The organism is Pantoea sp. EKM101V, from assembly GCF_011800325.1.
Taxonomy (GTDB): domain Bacteria; phylum Pseudomonadota; class Gammaproteobacteria; order Enterobacterales; family Enterobacteriaceae; genus Pantoea; species Pantoea anthophila.
In genome coordinates this window covers 127,138-143,215 of record NZ_JAALFP010000002.1, presented here as the reverse complement: position 1 = coordinate 143,215, position 16,078 = coordinate 127,138, and the positions used below count along the sequence as shown (strand labels likewise).

16 protein-coding genes are annotated in these 16,078 nt (G+C 55.3%); 7 read left to right on the top strand and 9 right to left on the bottom strand.

The window, feature by feature from the left end:
- Positions 1-86: 86 nt before the first annotated feature.
- Positions 87-230, top strand: coding sequence for a hypothetical protein (locus HFD92_RS04545; RefSeq protein WP_009090920.1), 144 nt, complete (start codon positions 87-89; stop codon positions 228-230).
- 40 nt (positions 231-270) lie between these two features.
- A complete protein-coding gene (locus HFD92_RS04540; protein WP_009090919.1) occupies positions 271-444 on the top strand; it encodes a hypothetical protein in 174 nt (57 codons plus the stop codon).
- Here HFD92_RS04540 and HFD92_RS04535 read toward each other — a convergent pair.
- Positions 432-1,595 (bottom strand): hypothetical protein, encoded by a 1,164-nt coding sequence (locus HFD92_RS04535; protein WP_046101584.1) that lies wholly within the window; start codon positions 1,593-1,595, stop codon positions 432-434. The genes HFD92_RS04540 and HFD92_RS04535 overlap by 13 nt on opposite strands.
- 155 nt (positions 1,596-1,750) lie before the next feature.
- On the opposite strand from HFD92_RS04535, the gene HFD92_RS04530 reads away from it, so the two are divergent.
- Positions 1,751-3,211, top strand: a complete 1,461-nt coding sequence (locus tag HFD92_RS04530) for a phospholipase D family protein (protein WP_009090917.1) — start codon at positions 1,751-1,753, stop codon at positions 3,209-3,211.
- 282 nt (positions 3,212-3,493) lie between these two features.
- Here HFD92_RS04530 and mdoC read toward each other — a convergent pair whose 3' ends face one another.
- Positions 3,494-4,624 carry a glucans biosynthesis protein MdoC gene (gene mdoC / locus HFD92_RS04525; RefSeq protein WP_111208047.1) on the bottom strand — a complete coding sequence of 377 codons (1,131 nt, stop codon included), beginning with the start codon at positions 4,622-4,624 and terminating at the stop codon, positions 3,494-3,496.
- Between the two features lie 268 nt (positions 4,625-4,892).
- Here mdoC and HFD92_RS04520 point away from each other — a divergent pair, with 268 nt between their 5' ends.
- The 3 genes from HFD92_RS04520 to HFD92_RS04510 all read left to right on the top strand — a co-directional run bounded on the left by HFD92_RS04520 (position 4,893) and on the right by HFD92_RS04510 (position 9,342).
- Positions 4,893-6,428 carry a glucan biosynthesis protein G gene (locus HFD92_RS04520; RefSeq protein ID WP_181161904.1) on the top strand — a complete coding sequence of 512 codons (1,536 nt, stop codon included), beginning with the start codon at positions 4,893-4,895 and terminating at the stop codon, positions 6,426-6,428.
- Positions 6,421-8,973, top strand: coding sequence for a glucans biosynthesis glucosyltransferase MdoH (gene mdoH, locus HFD92_RS04515; RefSeq protein WP_009090914.1), 2,553 nt, complete (start codon positions 6,421-6,423; stop codon positions 8,971-8,973). Before HFD92_RS04520 ends, mdoH begins: the two co-directional genes overlap by 8 nt.
- A 129-nt stretch (positions 8,974-9,102) precedes the next feature.
- The gene (locus tag HFD92_RS04510) at positions 9,103-9,342 is read left to right on the top strand and encodes a YceK/YidQ family lipoprotein (protein ID WP_033736571.1); all 240 of its coding nucleotides are present in this window, start codon (positions 9,103-9,105) and stop codon (positions 9,340-9,342) included.
- Here the strand turns inward: HFD92_RS04510 and HFD92_RS04505 are convergent.
- The 3 genes from HFD92_RS04505 to HFD92_RS04495 all read right to left on the bottom strand — a co-directional run bounded on the left by HFD92_RS04505 (position 9,333) and on the right by HFD92_RS04495 (position 11,585).
- Complete coding sequence (locus HFD92_RS04505) at positions 9,333-9,734, bottom strand: MysB family protein (protein WP_009090912.1); 402 nt, start codon at positions 9,732-9,734, stop codon at positions 9,333-9,335. The two genes, HFD92_RS04510 and HFD92_RS04505, sit on opposite strands and share 10 nt — an antisense overlap.
- 118 nt (positions 9,735-9,852) lie before the next feature.
- Positions 9,853-10,119 carry a hypothetical protein gene (locus tag HFD92_RS04500; RefSeq protein WP_009090911.1) on the bottom strand — a complete coding sequence of 89 codons (267 nt, stop codon included), beginning with the start codon at positions 10,117-10,119 and terminating at the stop codon, positions 9,853-9,855.
- 542 nt (positions 10,120-10,661) lie between these two features.
- On the bottom strand, positions 10,662-11,585 hold the full coding sequence (locus tag HFD92_RS04495; protein WP_009090910.1) for a Kdo(2)-lipid IV(A) acyltransferase: 924 nt from the start codon (positions 11,583-11,585) through the stop codon (positions 10,662-10,664).
- Positions 11,586-11,838: 253 nt separating this feature from the next.
- On the opposite strand from HFD92_RS04495, the gene HFD92_RS04490 reads away from it, so the two are divergent.
- Positions 11,839-12,888: a rhodanese-related sulfurtransferase gene (locus HFD92_RS04490; RefSeq protein ID WP_009090909.1), complete on the top strand. Its 1,050-nt coding sequence runs from the start codon at positions 11,839-11,841 to the stop codon at positions 12,886-12,888.
- Positions 12,889-12,935: 47 nt separating this feature from the next.
- Here the strand turns inward: HFD92_RS04490 and HFD92_RS04485 are convergent, their stop codons facing one another.
- The 4 genes from HFD92_RS04485 to bssS form a co-directional block, all read right to left on the bottom strand.
- A complete protein-coding gene (locus HFD92_RS04485; protein ID WP_009090908.1) occupies positions 12,936-13,508 on the bottom strand; it encodes a YceI family protein in 573 nt (190 codons plus the stop codon).
- A 4-nt stretch (positions 13,509-13,512) separates the two neighbouring features.
- Entirely contained in the window at positions 13,513-14,088 is a 576-nt protein-coding gene (locus HFD92_RS04480; RefSeq protein WP_167428398.1) for a cytochrome b, read from the bottom strand.
- A 294-nt stretch (positions 14,089-14,382) separates the two neighbouring features.
- On the bottom strand, positions 14,383-15,495 hold the full coding sequence (gene solA / locus HFD92_RS04475) for an N-methyl-L-tryptophan oxidase (RefSeq protein WP_167428397.1): 1,113 nt from the start codon (positions 15,493-15,495) through the stop codon (positions 14,383-14,385).
- 93 nt (positions 15,496-15,588) lie between these two features.
- Complete coding sequence (gene bssS, locus HFD92_RS04470) at positions 15,589-15,843, bottom strand: biofilm formation regulator BssS (protein WP_009090905.1); 255 nt, start codon at positions 15,841-15,843, stop codon at positions 15,589-15,591.
- Positions 15,844-16,078: the final 235 nt, after the last annotated feature.

Here is a 16,078-nt window from a genome sequence, read left to right as displayed (position 1 = left end):
AAAGAAACAGACGTCACTCCGCCTTTCATCTACACTGTCACGCACCGCATTACTCCCGGCGGCCCATGCTTTTTCACAGGATAGTTATGTCGTTACCTTTGCCGCCCGATGATCACGATGAGCCGATTCGCCACTCCATGGACGATGCGCACTTTGCGATAGTGGTGCTTGCGGTGACCTCGGTAACGCTTATAATCTTCGTCCTGATGATTACGCTCTGGATGAGCTGACAGAGACCGCTGCGTCAGCGCAGGGAATAAGGAGAGGGCAATGGAATCCAGAGATGACAAATTGATCGCCATTATCGGTCTGCTGGCGGCCTGCCTGATCGGCGTTACCTTCCTGTTTACCATGGTCTGGCTGACCGATGTCCGGCATCCTGCCGATCCTTCACTCGACGTTCAGTCCTGCCACCCCAAAAAGCCACCCGCTCAGCATGTCTGATCGCGTGCCGTGAACCTGATCTGCTGGCTGCGCAGTATCAGCGCCAGGGCTTCATGCAGATTACGGTTGCCATTGGGGTCCGCTAATCCCAGCAGCGGGCCAGGCGAACGGCGGTCATCCGCCCACGCGGGATACTCCACCACGGGATAGAGCGAAATGCCCTCTACGGCAATCCCCTGATCCAGCGCCACCGCCACGTTCTCACTGACCTCCTGCAGCCAGGGGGCACGGGCCTCGCCCTCCGCGCCGGTTTCGGCAATCAGCATCGGGCGCTGGAAGCGCTGCCAGCACTGCGCCAGCAGAATGTGCAGCGGCACCCGCTCCGGCTCCTCCAGCGACATCGGCTGATCGGGGAAAAACCAGTGGTTATCGGGATAGTAGTTGAGGCCGAGAATATCCAGGCAATCTTCGCTGCCGCCCAGCTCTTTATCCACGCGACCGGCCAGCATATCCCAGGCTTCGAACTGCGCCTGATGCTGGGCATCGGCGTAGGGTTTGCTGTCCGGATTAGTGGGATGATGGGCGATCTGCACCAGCGGGTCGGTCAGCACAAACCGCGCCCCCGGATAGACCTCCCGGATGGCATGGATCGCCGCCAGAGACGCACGCACCAGCTGGCGCTTCAGCTCTTTGCCGCGCCCTGCGGCATGCGGATTGAACCAGGCCACCTCCGCCCCGGCCCATGACCAGAATGAGATTTGGTTAACCGGCGTAAAGAAGGGATTTTCAATGCCTTCATCGCGCATCAGCTGCGCCATTGCGCGGGCGAAACGGCTAAAATGGTCAACAAATTCCGCTTTCCAGATATTAAGATGATCCGGATAGCCAAAGTGAGCCAGCTCCCAGATGATCTCTACCTGCTGACGCCGCGCCGCCTCAACCATCGGCAGAAAGCTCTGCCAGTCATAGTGACCCGGCACCTTCTCAATCAGGTGCCAGCGTGCGCCGTCGCGGGCGGTCAGCAGATGCTGCTCAGCCAGGGCCGCATAATCCTTTTCCAGCAGCATGTCATGCCCGCTGCTGATGACCATATCGAGCCGTTTTCCGGGCGTGCGGCAGGCCGTGGAGCAGGGGAAGCTGCCCTGGAAAAAACTGCGAAACAGACGGGGATGGTGGCGCTGGCTGGCATCAAAAAGGGGGTGATGAGACATATTCCTCTCCTGCCGGAGCAATGCCGGTCACAGATCGTCCGGTTAAGTCTAGACTAAAAAACGCCCGCGACTTTTTGCTAAGTCGGAACTGAGGTATAGCCTCAGCGGTGGGACCGGGGAATAATAAAAATAACTGCCATATACAGGGAATTGTCATGACCGAAGCGTTTGAACTCGCCCACTCACCGGAGCCTGCCAGCTGGCTGGAAACTAAGCTGGCCCCTCAGTGTCAGCGCCATCCGGGGCTGAGCGGCATCCATCCCCTCAGCGACGGGCTGGATGCGTTCGCTGCACGCTATCTGCTGATGCAAAAGGCGGCGCGGTCACTCGATATTCAGTACTACATCTGGCAAAACGATCTCTCTGGCCGCCTGCTGTTCAGCGCCATGCTGGAGGCGGCGCGCCGCGGCGTCAAGGTACGACTGCTGCTGGATGATAACAATACGCCTGGCCTGGATGACACCCTTGCTCAGCTCAACCGCCACCCCAATATTGAGGTGCGGCTCTTCAATCCTTTCTCTTTTCGCACCCTGCGCGCACTGGGCTATCTCACTGACTTCGCCCGTCTGAACCGGCGGATGCACAACAAAAGCTTCACCGTGGATGGTGTTACCACCATTGTGGGCGGGCGCAACATTGGCGATGAATATTTTGGCACCGGTAATGAGCCGCTGTTTGCCGATCTCGACGTCATGGCGATTGGGCCGGTAGTCAGCGAGGTGGCCGGGGATTTTGAACGCTACTGGCACAGTAAGCCGGTCGCGCCGCTGCAGCAGGTGCTGGATGATGATGAACCGGACGAGGATAGCGTGAGCCTGCCCGCCGAATGGCGTCACAGTGAGCCGGTGCAGCGCTATCTTCAGCGGCTGGAAAATGCGTCGCTGCTGCAGGAGATGGCGCAGGGCACGCTGGATCTGACCTGGGCAAAAGCGCGTCTGCTGAGTGATGACCCGCGCAAGGGGCTGGGTAAAGCGCGCGCGAAAAGCCTGCTGCCGCAGCGTATGCTGGAGGTGATTGGCACGCCACAAGAGCAGTTCGATATTATCTCAGCTTACTTTGTGCCGACCCGCGCGGGCGTCGCTCAGCTGCTGGCGCTGAAACGCAAAGGAGTGAAGATTGCCATTCTGACCAATTCGCTGGCGGCCAATGACGTGTCGATTGTTCATGCCGGTTACGCCCGGTGGCGCAAAAAGCTGCTGCGTCACGGCATTGCGCTTTATGAGCTGAAACCGCAGGCGGCCATGCAGGATGCGCCGCACGACCGGGGGTTAACCGGTAACTCGGGCTCCAGCCTGCACGCAAAAACGTTCTCGGTGGATCAAAAGACGTTGTTTATCGGCTCCTTTAACTTCGATCCGCGCTCAGCGGTGCTGAATACTGAAATGGGGCTGGTGATTGAGAGTGCGGCACTGGCCGGAGAAACGCACCAGCGCTTCAGTCAGTCGATGCGTGATCGGGCCTGGACACTGCGGCTGGATAAGTGGGGGCGGGTGAACTGGCTGGAGTATCCGGATGAGCCGCAGCAGATTGTGCATAAGCACGAACCGGACTGCTCCTGGTGGCAACGATTGCAGGTGCGGCTGGTGTGGCGACTGCCGATTGAGTGGCTGCTGTAAGCCTGCGCCTGCGTGCGCACCTGTACAGGCACATGCGCAGGCTCATCCCGGAGGCGTTGCTTCATGGCGACCATTACTTCAGGGCGGGACTCTTACAGGCGACTGCCCGACGTAAAGCGATGGGAGGCTGTACCTGTAGCAAAGCATAGCGGGCCAGGGATGGCCCGCGCTGAGCCTGTCAGGGATGGCGGTTTTGCGTCTTTGCGTAAGGTACAGCCTCCCTGAGCCTGCTCACCAGGCGCCCGACGATGAAAGCCGGTGCGCCCTGTCTCACATGCTTCGTCAGACCTCTTTACGCTCAAACTTCCCCGAAAACAGGAACCGCAACAGTGGAATGCGCAGGTGGATCTCATACAGCAGAAACGCGATGCCAAACACCATCAGTAAGCCGACAAAGAACCCCAGCGTGTTGTTTTCAATCCGTGGCGTGACATAAATGCCATACAGCAGCGTCAGCGGATGGTGTACCAGATAGATAAACAGCGACGCATTAACCAGATACATAATGCGCGGCGAATGCGCATTAAGCAGCTTATGACCAAAGCAGAAGCAGACATTCAGCATGCAGAGCCCCATCAGCGTGGTAATCAGCGCATCCAGCTCATACAGCCAGCCATCGCCACTGCTCAGACGCTGATTGGTGCAGTAGGCGATAAACAGCAGCAGCGCGCCAATCCACATCACCGGATTAAACCGCACAAACAGCGCTTTCAGCGGCGGGTGTTTCCACGCCAGTGCGCCCAGCATAAAGAAGGGCAGGTAGAAGAGCGTCTGCATCACGATGATATTGAACAGACCATCCATCAGCCAGGCGGGCTGGAAGATAAATACCAGACGGCGGAACACACACCAGAGCAGGGCCCAGGCCAGTACACCCACCGTCAGCGTACCCCAGCCGACCCGCGTGTAGTCGATGGCGCGGTGCTGGTCGCGCAGCCAGCGAAACGTCACCATACCCAGCGTGGTCAGCATCACCAGCACCACCAGAAACCACAGGTGTGAAATCAGCTCCCACATCAGGTTATTGAACTTCTGATAGGGGGTGAAGCGGGGCCAGTCGGCCAGCTTATCTGTCCAGGCTTTCAGCATGAAAAATTGTGGCAGTGTAATCAGCGGCACCGCAGTGAGCATGGGAATCCCGACGCGTTCCAGACGCACCTTCAGGAAACGCCGTGGCTGATAGCGCAGGTAGAGCATGTAGGAGAAGTAACCCGAGATAACAAAGAACACCTGCATGCGAAATGCATGAATAAAATCATTCAGCAGCGTCAGCCATAACGAGGCTTCCTGGCTGTTCACTGCCCATTTCTGCGCGGAGTAGATGAGGGAAACGTGAAACGGTACCCCCAGCAACATCAGGTAAGCGCGGATAGAGTCGAGGAAATATTCACGTTCAGGTTTTACAGTACTCATAAAGTTCCAGTTCGTTAGTACGGTTAGCCAGTTTCACCCTGAAACCGGATTATGTCCGGGTAAAATTCTACCTGCCATAAACCGGGTATACTATCAGTGGAATCCGTAGTGTCTAATTGTCCTAAAAGTAGCGTTAAGCCTGACGAAATGCGGGAACAATGTTGCGCATAAGCTGTCGGAAAACCGAATAATCCTTTAAGATAAACGGGTTTGATTTAAGCACACGAAAGGGGGGGATGTGCTGACTAAAGAAAAAAATAAAGCCGGACTGATGAAGGTACGCTGGATTGGTACTGCGGTTCTGCTGGCGTTATATGCCAATAACAGTTGGGCGTTTAACATTGATGATGTTGCCACACAAGCCAAAGCGTTGGCAGGGAAAAGCTTCGAAGCGCCTAAAAGCAATTTACCCTCTCAATTTCGTGAAATGAAATTTGCTGACTATCAGCAGATCCAGTTTAACCACGATAAAGCGTACTGGGGCAAACTGCGCACGCCGTTCAAGCTGGAGTTCTATCACCAGGGGATGTATTTCGATACCCCGGTGCAGATCAACGAAGTGACCGCCAGCGCGGTGCGTGAGATCAAATACAGCCCCGATTATTTCAATTTCGGTAACGTAAAACATGACGCTGACGCCGTTAAAAACCTCGGTTTTGCCGGTTTCAAAGTGCTTTACCCGCTTAATAACAAGGGTAAAAACGATGAGATCGCCAGCTTCCTGGGCGCCAGCTATTTCCGTGTAATCGGTGCCGGTCAGGTCTATGGCCTGTCGGCGCGTGGACTCGCCATCGACACGGCATTGCCGTCCGGTGAAGAGTTCCCGCGTTTCAAAGAGTTTTGGATTGAGCGTCCGAAACCTCAGGACAAACAGCTGGTGATCTATGCGCTGCTCGATTCGCCTCGTGCGACGGGTGCGTATCGCTTCGTGCTGCGTCCGGGTGAAGCCTCTACCGTGGATGTGCAGTCCAAAGTTTACCTGCGTGATAACGTCGGCAAACTGGGTATTGCTCCGCTGACCAGTATGTTCCTGTTTGGCCAGAACCAGCCATCGACAGTGAATAACTTCCGTCCGGCGCTGCATGACTCTGACGGCCTCTCTATCCACAATGGCAACGGAGAGTGGATCTGGCGTCCGCTGAACAACCCGCGCCATCTGGCGGTGAGCACCTACACCATCGAGAATCCGAAAGGCTTTGGTCTGCTGCAGCGCGGGCGTGACTTCAGCAACTATCAGGATCTGGATGACCGCTATGACCTGCGCCCAAGCGGCTGGGTGGAGCCATTAGGCGACTGGGGTAAAGGCCGGGTTGAACTGGTTGAGATCCCGACGGCCGATGAAACCAACGATAACATCGTTGCGTTCTGGACGCCGGAGACGCTGCCAGAGCCCGGCAAAGAGATGAACTTCAAATATCGCCTGCACTTCTCACGCGACGAGAAGCAGCTGCACTCGGATGACATTGCCTGGGTCAAAAACACCCTGCGCTCAGCGGGTGACGTGAAGCAGTCGAACCTGGTGCGTCAGCCGGATGGCACCGTGGCTTTCACCATCGACTTCGTGGGGAAAGACATGAGCAAGATGGCTGAAAACAGTCAGGTGACCCCGCAGGTCAGCGTCGGTAAAAACGCTGAAGTGGTTGAGCAGAGCGTACGTTATAACCCGGTCACTAAAGGCTGGCGTCTGGTGTTGCGTCTGCGTGTGAAAGATGCCAAGCAGTCCACCGAAATGCGTGCGGCGCTGGTTAGCGGCGACAAGACATTGACGGAAACCTGGAGCTATCAGTTACCTGCCAATGAATAAATCGACTTTTACACCTCAACGTTATGTGGAATCTCTGCCGCTGGATGCGGCAGGGAAGTCTCGCCTGAGCGTCTCATTGCAGAATGCCAGTGCGTTCCACTTCATTCATGATGTGCTGGGCAGGGATGTCGCAGCCAGTGACCGTCCCGACGATGCGCCGTTAAAATCGGTCTCATCGCGGGTGGAAATGGCCTGGCCCGATGCACTGGCGGGCGGTCAGCAGCTAGGTAAAGATTACCTCGACCGCACCACGCTGAAGGCGATGCCCAAAGTCAAACGTTCACTGATGTTCCCGGAAGCGTGGCGCACCAACCCGGTTGCCCGCGCCTGGGACTCTCTGCGTGGACGCAAATCTGTGCCGCGCTACGCCAGTGCGGAAGAGCAGCGGGCCGAAGAGAAGTGGCGTCATGTCGGTTCGATTCGTCGCTACATTCTGCTGATCCTGACGATTTTCCAGACCGTGGTCGCCACCTGGTACATGAAGAGCATTCTGCCCTATCAGGGCTGGACGCTGCTGGACCCGATGGAGATGATCAACCAGAACTGGCAGCAGTCAGTGATGCAGATTCTGCCGTATGTGCTGCAGACCGGCATCCTGTTCCTGTTTGCCATTCTGTTCTGCTGGGTGTCAGCCGGTTTCTGGACCGCACTGATGGGCTTCCTGCAGCTGCTGATTGGGCGCGATAAATACAGCATCTCCTACTCCACGGTCGGGGATGAGCCGCTGAATCCGGCGCATCGCACCGCGCTGATTATGCCGATCTGTAATGAAGACGTTGAGCGTGTTTACGCCGGTCTGCGTGCGACCTGGGAGTCTGTGGTTCGCACCGGTAACGCAGAGCACTTTGACGTCTACATCCTCAGTGACAGCTACGATGCGGATATCGCCGTTGCCGAACAGAAAGCCTGGATGGAACTGGTTCGTGACGTCGGCGGGGCAGGCAAGATCTTCTATCGCCGTCGCCGTCGTCGTGTGAAGCGCAAAAGCGGCAACATCGATGACTTCTGTCGCCGCTGGGGCAGCAACTACAGCTACATGGTGGTGCTGGATGCCGATAGCGTCATGAGTGGCGAGTGCCTGACCGGCCTGGTGCGTATGATGGAGGCTAACCCGAACGCCGGGATCATCCAGTCGTCGCCGAAAGCCTCAGGAATGGATACGCTCTATGCGCGCTGTCAGCAGTTTGCGACCCGCGTCTATGGTCCGCTGTTTACCGCCGGTCTGCACTTCTGGCAGCTGGGCGAGTCGCACTACTGGGGTCATAACGCCATTATCCGCGTGAAACCATTCATCGAGCACTGTGCGCTGGCGCCATTACCGGGCGAGGGGTCGTTTGCGGGCTCGATCATGTCGCATGACTTCGTCGAGGCGGCACTGATGCGTCGTGCCGGCTGGGGCGTCTGGATCGCCTATGACCTGCCGGGCTCTTATGAAGAACTGCCGCCGAACCTGCTGGATGAGCTGAAGCGCGACCGCCGCTGGTGCCACGGTAACCTGATGAACTTCCGTCTGTTCCTGGTAAAAGGGATGCACCCGGTTCACCGCGCGGTGTTCCTGACCGGCGTGATGTCCTACCTGTCAGCTCCGCTGTGGTTCCTGTTCCTGGCGCTTTCCACGGCCCTGCAGGTCGTGCATACGCTTATGGAGCCGACCTACTTCCTGCAGCCGCGACAGCTCTTCCCGGTCTGGCCGCAGTGGCGTCCGGAGCTGGCGATAGCGCTTTTCTCGACCACGATGGTGCTTCTGTTCCTGCCGAAGCTGCTGAGCGTGGTGCTAATCTGGTTTAAGGGGGCGAAGCCTTACGGTGGCGCACTGCGCGTGCTGTTGTCACTGGTGCTGGAAACGCTGTTCTCGGTGCTGCTGGCCCCGGTGCGCATGCTGTTCCACACCGTGTTTGTGGTTAGCGCCTTCCTTGGCTGGGAAGTCGTCTGGAACTCCCCGCAGCGTGATGACGATGCGACGCCATGGGGCGAGGCGTTCAAACGTCACGGTTCACAGATGGCACTGGGTCTGGTGTGGGCGATTGGTATGGGACTGCTGGATCTCAACTTCCTGTGGTGGCTGGCACCGATCGTCTTCTCCCTGATCCTGTCACCGTTTGTGTCGGTGATGTCGAGCCGTGCAACGCTGGGCCTGAAGAGCAAGCGCGCGAAGCTGTTCCTGATCCCGGAAGAGTCTTCACCGCCGCAGGAGCTGGTGGACACCGACCGCTATCTGCAGCTCAACCGCGAGCGTGTACTGGAGAACGGCTTTATGCACGCGCTGTTCCATCCGGCGTTTAACGCGCTGGCGACAGCGCTGGCGACTTCACGTCACCGGCAGAGCCAGTTACTCGACTATGCCCGCGACCGTCGTGTCGATCAGGCGCTGAGCGATGCACCGGAAAAACTCAGCCGCGACCAGCGTCTGCAGCTGATCAGCGATCCGGTGGTGCTGGCCCGCGTCCATACCCGACTGTGGGAAAATGCGGAGAAGTATCACCAGTGGGTAGAGAGTTATCAGAAACTGACGCTCAACCCTAACGCGCTGGCAAAAAACGCGTAATCTGAAAAAGCGGCAGCGATGCCGCTTTTTTTATGGGATTAAAACAGGGCGGGGATGATAATTTACTCGCAGGCCGTCACCGCATGCCGCGCGTGACACTCTCTGGGGCAGGTAAAGGCGGGTTTTGTGGTGAAACGAGTTTTAAAGGCAGGTGTTATCGCTCTCGCGGTGCTCTGCTTAAGCGGATGCGGCAGTATTATCAGCCGAACCGTGCCCGGACAGGGACACGGTAATCAGTACTATCCGGGCGTACAGTGGGATGTACGCGACAGCGGATGGCGGGTGCTGACCATCCTTGATCTGCCCCTGTCGCTGGTGCTGGACACCCTGCTGTTGCCAGTGGATGCCAGCCATGGTCCTTACGAATAACCGCGATCGGAGTCGCTGTTATCATCTTCCCACTCCTGAGCCGCGGCTTCACCCTCTTCGGTGTCGAGCGGCGGCTCCAGCTGGAACTCGCCATCGTCCCACTCGTGCAGGGTGTTTTCCGCTAACCACTCCTGACGCAGTTCCACTTCGTCAAAATCAGCGTCAAAAATAGCCTGAGCAGCTTCACCGGTGCGGTAAGGAAGGCATTCGCCTGCGTCACCTTCGTCGACCAGGAACTCAGCCTGCCACATGATATCGCCATCCTGCATCACATACTTTTGCAGGCCGAACTGGCTGACCGACGCCTCTTCTTCATCCACTTCAGGGTTGTTTGCGAGAAACTCCTCACGTGCAGCATCAATCGCTTCCTCTAAGGTACTGTACATGCTCATCGATCTTCTCCTTACCGGGTTCACTTGATTTCAGTGAAGAATAGACGAAATTTGCCGGAGGGAAAGGGCGGAGGCGTGTAACTGGCGGGAAATAAACCATTTCCCGCCAGCAGCGGGATTAACGCATTTTTTGCGGGAAGTGCAGAACCGGCTGTACCGACTCATGAATAACCGGTGCCGCGTAGCGAATACAGCATTTGATGCAGGGTTTAACTTTCTTAAAATTGATTCTGGCGATGGATAAGGCCTGGCTGAGATTATACAGGGTGCCGATAAAAATCATCTGCTCCTTGCCGGGCATCCGCCTGCATCCCTGACGATGAAGAAAGTGGTAGTTTTCCTGATCGGTCGTAATTGTGACGTAATAGTAGAGACCTTTACTCATATTAGGGATCCCCTGAGGTTCGCTGTGTGTGATCGTTTTTTTATAATTGAGCTGAAGTCGTTAAAAGCCTGAATGTCACTGCTGAAATTACCGTTAAGTCGGAACAGGTTCAAATGCAATAACGGCATATCGGGCTGTTAAATTTTTGTAAAAATGAATATGTCGGCGGCTTGAATGACAATCCCTTGTTAATTAAGTTAATTTTAGTGGATTGATAAGCGACCAGAAATCATTAAGCCTGGCTAAATAGGAATAGGCCTGGTGATAAAAATAATTAGCGCCAGCGGAAATTAAAGCAGAAAAATTAAAATCTGATGAATGTCTGTCAGAATATGCAGCAGGCGGCTTACTGTAGTTGTAATAAATAAGCCGGGCTGATTGAATGCGGTGGAAATCAGCGTCTCCTGCGAGCGTATCTGATAATAACTGGATCGTTAAACCGGGAAGCCGCAATATCGGTCAGCCGCGCGATTGATTTATCGGGACAGAGCATTGTAGCAGGAAAGGCGCTAAACGGCCGCGAGACCGTTTAGCGTGGCAGATTAATAGCGGGAGGGTTCGCCTTGCGGACGGGTTTTAAAGCGGCGATGCAGCCACATATATTGCTCAGGTGCCAGCAGTACACCCTCCTCAACCACTTTGTTCATCCTGGCCGCGGTGACTTCATCGTTTTCCAGCGTAAATTCGCTGCGGATGTCGGGCAGAATCATCAGTTCATAGCCCCGGCCACCAGGCAGACGACGCGGCACAAACGGGATGACAGCGGGGTTGCCGGCGCGGATCAGCAGATGGGTCCCCACCGTCGTTGCCGCCTTTTCCACGCCAAAGAAGGGCACAAAGACGCTGCTGCGCGGGCCATAGTCGTGATCGGGGGCATACCAGATAATGTCCCCCTGCTTCAGGGCGCGGATCATTCCTTTAAGATCCTTACGGTCGAGCATGCTTTTGTTTGACCGCATGCGACCTTTGACCTGCAGCCAGTCAATCAGCTTGTTGTCATTGGGGCGATAGACGCCAATGCCAGGATTGTGGATGCCAAACATGCGCGCGCCGATCTCCAGCGTCAGAAAGTGCATGCCGATGAGCAGCACACCGCGCTGGTTGTCGCGCGCGGCCTGAATATGCTCCAGCCCGGAGGGCTTGTGCCATTTGTTAATACGCCAGTCGGGCCAGAACCACGCCATGCCGGTTTCAATCAGGCCCATGCCGACGGATTCGAAATTATGTTTCACCATCGCCTCGCGCTCATTGACCGGCATCTCCGGAAAACTTAATTCCAGATTACGCCGGGCGATGCTGACGCGACGATTCATAAAGCGCATGGCGATACGGCCAATATTGCAGCCGAGCACATAGAGCAGGGGATAAGGAAGGAGCACCAAAAGATAAAGAAAAGCGATACCCAGCCAGGTCAGCCAATAGCGCGGGTGAAGCAGTTCTCGTGAAAACTGAGGCAACTGAGTCATGTGAAGGTTAATTTTCCTGCGTCATGCACCCTGCGGTGCTGATATCTCATTGATTTACACTATTGTGCCAGTTTTTAACGTTCGCTTAAATATCGCTGATGGAACCACGCCTCAATGAGCGGGGAGAAAGCCGCCGCGAGTGCCGGAAAAAACAGCAACTGATGATGGGTCCTGACGCAACGCTTTGCATACACCTGAAATCAGGTATCATGTGCCCGCTAATTTTCTCCTATTGATAACAGGAAAGAACACCATGCCAGTGTTACATAACCTCGTTTCCAATAAAGAGCTGAAGGCGCGCATGCTGGCTGAAACTGAGCCGCGCACCACTGTCTCTTTTTATAAGTATTTTCAGATTGCCGATCCTAAAGCCTTCCGTGATGCGCTCTATGTTGGCCTGACCGCCCTCAAGGTGTTTGGTCGCGTCTATGTTGCCCACGAAGGCATCAACGCGCAGATCAGCGTGCCTGCCAGCCAGTATGAAAAGATGAAGGCCTGGCTGTATGCGTTCGATCCGGCGCTGAACAACCTGCGTATGAACGTCGCACTGGATGATGATGGAAAGTCGTTCTGGGTACTGCGCCTGAAAGTGCGCGATCGCATCGTGGCGGACGGTATTGAGGACAGCAGCTTCGACGCAAGCAATGTCGGTCACTACCTGAAAGCGGCGGAAGTCAACGCCATGCTGGACGATCCGGACGCGCTGTTTGTCGATATGCGAAACCACTACGAATATGAAGTGGGCCGTTTTGACAACGCGCTGGAAGTGCCGGCAGACACCTTCCGTGACCAGCTGCCGATGGCCGTGGATATGCTCAGGGAGCAGAAAGATAAAAAGATCGTCATGTACTGCACCGGCGGCATCCGCTGCGAAAAGGCCAGTGCCTGGATGCGGCATAACGGTTTTGAAGATGTCTACCATATCGAAGGTGGCATCATCGAGTACGCCCGCCGCGCCCGTGAACAGGGCTTGCCGGTCAGATTCAAAGGCAAAAACTTTGTCTTTGATGAGCGGATGGGGGAGCGGATTTCTGACGATGTGCTGGCAAACTGCCATCAGTGTGGTGAGCCCTGCGATACCCACGTCAACTGCGTGAATGACGGCTGTCATCTGCTGTTTATTCAGTGCAAGAGCTGCGCAGAGAAGTTTGAGAACTGCTGCAGTCCGATCTGTCAGGAAGAGGCGAAGCTCTCTCCGGAAGAGCAGCGCGCCCGTCGTGCCGGACGAGAGAATGGCAATAAAATCTTTAACAAGTCGCGTGGCCTGTTAAACATGACCATTCCCGCGCCGAAGAAGTCATAAAGCGGTAAACGTGGCCGCCTGAACGCTGATTCAGGCGGCCTGCGGCTTTACTGACGCACACCTTCCACCGAGATCATCAGCTGAACCTTCTGCGAGGCTGGCCCAAGATCTTTCGTTATATTGAAATCTTTCAGCGCAATTTCACCTTCCGCTTCAAAGCCTGCACGATAACCGCCCCACGGATCTTTGCCTTCACCCAGCTTCTTCGCCTCCAGCGTCACCGGCTTTGTGACGCCGTTCAGCGTCAGATCGCCGGTAATCTCTAATTCATCGCCCTCTTTCTTCACCGACGTGGATTTAAAAGTCGCCTGCGGATTTTTACTGCTGTTCAGGAAATCCGCGCTGCGCAGATGTTTGTCACGTTCAGCATGGTTGGTATCCACGCTGCTGGTATTAATCGTCACCTCGACTTTATCGGCGGCAGGGTTCTTCTCATCAAAGGTGAAGCGGCCATCGAAATCCTTAAAGGTTCCGTAGAGCCAGCTGTAACCCAGATGCTGGATGCGAAACTGAATAAAGGCGTGCTGCCCCTCTTTATCAATTTTGTAGTCAGCGGCACTGGCACTCAGGGAACCGAGCAGCAGGCTGGCCGCGGTCATCGTCAGCAGACTTTTCTTCAACATATTATCTGTCCTTTTCAGAGGGTAAGGGGAGGCGTAAACCTGACATTCGTTTTAAGGTGTTATCGCGATCGATAACATGGTGTTTTATCGCAGCCAGACCGTGCAGGATCGACAGGATCACCACACTCCAGGCCAGCCAGAGGTGAATATCGCCTGCGAGGTCGGCCTGCTCGCCTGCACCGCTGAACAGGGCAGGCAGCGTAAACCAGCTGAACACGGCGATGGGTTTACCGTCGGCGGTGGAGATGAGATAGCCGCTGATCAGAATGGCCAGCAGCAGGGTATAAAGTAACAGGTGTGCCACGACAGAACTGATGCGCACCAGAGGGGAATGGCTGCTCAGCGGCCTGGGCGGCGGCGAAATAACGCGCCACACCAGGCGGATAATCAGCGTCAGTAACAGCAGCACGCCAATACTTTTATGAATTTCCGGGGCGTCGTGATACCAGCTGTCGTAATAGCCCAGACCGACCATCCATAATCCCAGCGCAAACATGCCATAAATGGCCAGCGCCATCGACCAGTGCAGTAGCACAGCAATCCGGCCAAACTGATGCGGTGTATTACGTAATAACATAATCTGAGCGTCACGTAGAAATAATATGAAATAAGCATCCACATTATGAAATATAAAAGCAATCACCCTTACGCTTCTATAAATTCAAAAAAATCATCGGAAAAGGTTGAATAAAAAGGCAGGGAAATGGGCAATATTACTGAATAATAATTTTGATGAGGGGAAAACGGTCAACCTCATTCCGCGCAAATGAACAATCGGGGCGAAATAAGGGCGAACTTTTGTCAGGGAAATTCAGGTTGCGTCAATCTTTGTCAGCAGGATGGCACCCTGTGATGCCATCCGTTTGCAGAGTCAGAAACGCGAAAGGCGGAACGGAGAGAGATCAAAGGAAAAAGGTTTCTGCTGCGCAAATTCCGCGGCCAGTTCGCCCAGCACGCTGGCAAATTTAAAGCCGTGTCCGCTGAGTCCGGTTATCAGCAGGCGATTGGGTTCGCCCGGCAGCGTATCAATAATAAAATCTTCATCCGGGCTGAAGTCGTAGCTGCACGCTTCACCATGCAGACAGACACCGACGCCCGGTAAGAACTGGCGCAGGAAGCCAAAAGCTTCACTGCCATCTGCCGCCACGGCACCGAAGGGTTTACGATCTTCAGGCTGCTGCATCAGCTGTCCGCCATCGTGACGACCCACTTTCAGAGCGTTATTGTCGGCCGGGAAGCCATAGAACTGGCTGCCATCACGCATCTCGACGGTAAAGCCCGGGAACCTGTTGTTCTCGCTGTAGCGACCATCAGCCTGATACCAGGCAAACACCTTACGGGTAGGGGCAACCGGCAGATTCGGGATGAGTTTTCCGACCCAGGTACCGGCGCTGACCACCATTTTACGGCCGCGATAGACACCATCCAGCGTTGTAACCTGCTGAAGGTCGCCATCCCGTCCCAGTTCTGAGACCGGGCAGTTGAACAGCTGGGCACAGCCTGCCTGTTCCGCCAGCTGAACCCAGCTGCGCACCGCCTGTTCACATTTCAGGAAGCCCGACTGCGGCTCAAATACGCCCAGATAGCCCTCCGGTACGTTAATCTGTGGCCAGCGCTGACGCACTTCCCCGGGCTGCATCACCTCAATGTTAAGCTCCCAGCGGCTTGCGCTGTCGATAACGTTGCGGATAAAAGGGGAGTCGTGAGGGGCGAGGTTAAGTACGCCGCTGCGATGCATAATGCGCTCACCGGCTCGCTGTTCCAGTTCATCCCACAGCGTCTGCGCCCGCAGCACCAGCGGCACATAACGTTCACCTTCGCCGTAGGCGTGACGAATCAGACGGCTCTCGCCATGATGCGTGCCCTGATTGTGAGGAGGGTGGGCACTGTCGATCATTAATACCGAGAGGCCTGCCTGGGTGGCATAGTAGCCAGCCGCCGCACCTACTGAGCCGCTGCCAACGACGATAAGATCATAAATCATGGTAACTACGCTCTAAGAGTCAGATAATCAACAGCATACCGAAACAGAAACGAAAAAGGCACCCCTGAGGGTGCCCCTTTGATGTGGCAGAAACTAATGCTTACTGAGGAGTCGTTCCATCTGCTCGGCGGATTCAATCTTGGCGATGCCTGCTTCGAGGATCGAGATGAACTGCCTTGCCACATCCGTTGTCAGCCAGTAGGTGGGGCCAACATCCGCTTCTTCTTCTTTTTGATCCTGCGACGACAGCGAGTGCAGGCGGATCATCATGGCGTCATAGCTATCAACGGTACTGATATCCCAGCCCACCAGCGGGTGAGTCTGAATAACGTCTTTTCTTCTGTCCATTATAACCTCCTTATTACTCGTTAAACGAAGTGCATGATGAGGTTCAATGCGGCTTTTTTATTCCGATAGCGAAACAATTATAACAGTAAACCCGGGTGTCACTGTTTAAAAAATGCCGTGAGTCAGCTTCTCACAGAATATTCGCTTTTAACAGGCAGGAGTCAAAAAATAAAATGCCTGGCAGGCAGGCATTTTTTTACGATTCAGTGGGCAGGCGAAAAGCGGGACAGGCCGC